A 2,241-nucleotide genomic window follows, 5' to 3' on the forward strand; every position below is an offset into this window, starting at 1 on the left:
TCTTCCAACTGATCTTTCAACATCCGGTTTTCTGTTTTGAGTTCAGCCATTTCCGCAATCAAGTTCATGTCTTGGCGGTCATGCACATGCACCGCACTTGTGCGCTGCACCCTATCGCCCATCCATTCCCGAAGGTCTTGATCTTTGATCTTCCATCCCTGATTTGTGTTCCGAGCTGCAAGTTTCCCGCTTTTACAAGCTCTTGAAACCGTAGTTCGGGAAACATTCGCTATCTTCGCAGCCTGTGCTGGTGTGTGCTCATTGCTCATGTGCATGAGTGTGCATTGCACACACAAAAGGGTCAAGCAGGCTGGACTTGGGCCATAAGCCGCTCAATCAATCCGCCGGGTTTTGGTGGCGGTGGCCGGGAAAGGTCAGGCACTTCCGCACTGCTTTCTGGGATTTTATCCAGAACCTTTTGGACTTCCTCTGCCCCGCCCCTTTCTGCGGCTGTGAGAAGATCGCCACGGCGGTTTCGAATGACCTTCCAAGTCTTGCGCGGCCAGCTCGCAATCAGCTCGTCTTGCTCTTCGGTGTATTCCTCGCCTTCCGCCGCTTCTTCGTCCTCGATCTCCTCGATCCCAACGAGGGCTTTCAGGCCGTTTGACCAGACCTGTTGCCGTTTGCCATGAAAGGCGTTTGCATATTCCTGCCAAAGCCGCCCGGACTCGCTGTCTCCCTCCTGTGCTTCGCGCAGGAGCTGGACCGGGGAACGGCTCTTTTCGTCATCATCGCCCCTGCCCTTCTTTGTTCGTGAGAGTGTCGCCTCTTCGGCAAATCCCCAGCTCTCCGACCTTTCGACGGTCTTCTCCACCTTGTCGGCTTCATCTCTGCCGAACTTCGAGACATACGAGCTGAAGGCATCTCCTGCCATCGTGTGAAAGGCCCGCTTTGCTGTGCCTGTCAGCCCTTCTTTGCGCAAGCATTCCAGCCAAACCTCTCGGAGAGGTTCGAGCAGATCGAGGGCTTCGTCATCGCTTCCAGCAGATACAAGCAAAATCACATGGTAGTGCGGATGCCAGCCATTCTTGACGCCGTATGTCGCTTCTCTGACGCTCACCGATCCAACCAAGATTCCGAGCTTCCGCAGGTTCTTCCAGGCGGCGCGGTTTTGCATCCGGGCTTTTGCCCTGGCTAACTCTGCCATCAGACGACGCAGATTGCGGCGACGGTGGCGGGCGGTCAGGGTCATCATAACCATCCTGACGTCGTTCAACGGCGAACCCGCCCACGCTTCGAGGTCGCGCAACTCGCCCCGCCTCACTTCGGAAATTCGCGCGGAACAAACAGGACAAGCCCAAATCGAACCGCAGGTTTGCAGCCCAGTGAAACGGGCGTCGTTCTGTCGCTTCACGAGTTCGACCTCATTGGACTGGGCCGTCCAATGGCAATGCGCCACCCGCTGATTAGGAACCAGCTTGGCCGCGGTTCTCTGCAACGCAAAGCGATCTTCCCGCCTTGCCACTTTTTGCGCATTTTCTGGCGGCTCTTTCAGCCTTGTTTTCTTGGGGGTTTCGACCACTTCCGAGAGGTCGAGCGCATATCTATTTCGCAGGTTCCCAAGAGCCGGCTGCGCCGGCTTGCTCAAACCCGATTCGAATCGGTCCAAATCAGATTTGGAAACCTGAGAACTACAGCATGTTGTGTGGTGTGATCTTCCAGACTCATACATCAGGCACGCGCATCAAGCGCATGCCAAAATCCTTGCCGAAACTACACAGCGTGCATATATTCTGAGGCAGAGGTGAGGACAAAACTCGATTTCCTGTTCTTACTCCGCTTGGGCGCGCCAACGCCGCGAAACGGATTTTTTTAAAGGCTTCGGGTTGCACCCCGGAGCCTTTTATTTTGCTCTTAGATTAACCCTTGCACGGGAAATGGTTCCGCATCAAGGCGTTTCAAAATATCAGCTGTTAATGTTTGAAAGCCACGAGATCGCCATCACGGAAGATGCGTAAGATTGAGCGATGAGCGAGGCGTATGATTGCATTCACTTCATGAAGGTCTTCCGCCCTCCCTTGCTCAATCAAGTGCATCAGGGTCCCTTCCAAATCATCGAGATGGCTGGACAGTTCTAAGCGCGGGCAATGCTCCAAAGTGGTTGTGATCATAGTCGTATCCTTGTGAGATTTCGTTTCCTCACACATCTACTTAGGGGTCGATTATTCACGCCTTCAAGAGCAACCCACTGAATTAAAATATTTTATTTTTTCCCTTCTGATCATCCGAAAAGAGCCAATG

The 2,241-nt window shown here is 53.7% G+C and carries 3 protein-coding genes; all 3 read right to left on the reverse strand.

What is annotated here, in order from left to right; all coding sequences use genetic code 11:
- Positions 1-269, reverse strand: a 269-nt coding sequence (locus BM320_RS16315; protein WP_165615079.1) for a helix-turn-helix domain-containing protein, incomplete at its 3' end; no start/stop codon positions are given.
- Positions 270-301: 32 nt separating this feature from the next.
- On the reverse strand, positions 302-1,588 hold the full coding sequence (locus BM320_RS16190) for a protein rep (protein ID WP_090201854.1): 1,287 nt from the start codon (positions 1,586-1,588) through the stop codon (positions 302-304).
- A 325-nt stretch (positions 1,589-1,913) separates the two neighbouring features.
- On the reverse strand, positions 1,914-2,111 hold the full coding sequence (locus BM320_RS16195) for a hypothetical protein (RefSeq protein WP_090201855.1): 198 nt from the start codon (positions 2,109-2,111) through the stop codon (positions 1,914-1,916).
- Between the last annotated feature and the right edge of the window lie 130 nt (positions 2,112-2,241).

Origin of the sequence: Yoonia tamlensis, assembly GCF_900115105.1 — a bacterium.
In the GTDB taxonomy this organism is placed as follows: Bacteria; Pseudomonadota; Alphaproteobacteria; order Rhodobacterales; family Rhodobacteraceae; genus Yoonia; species Yoonia tamlensis.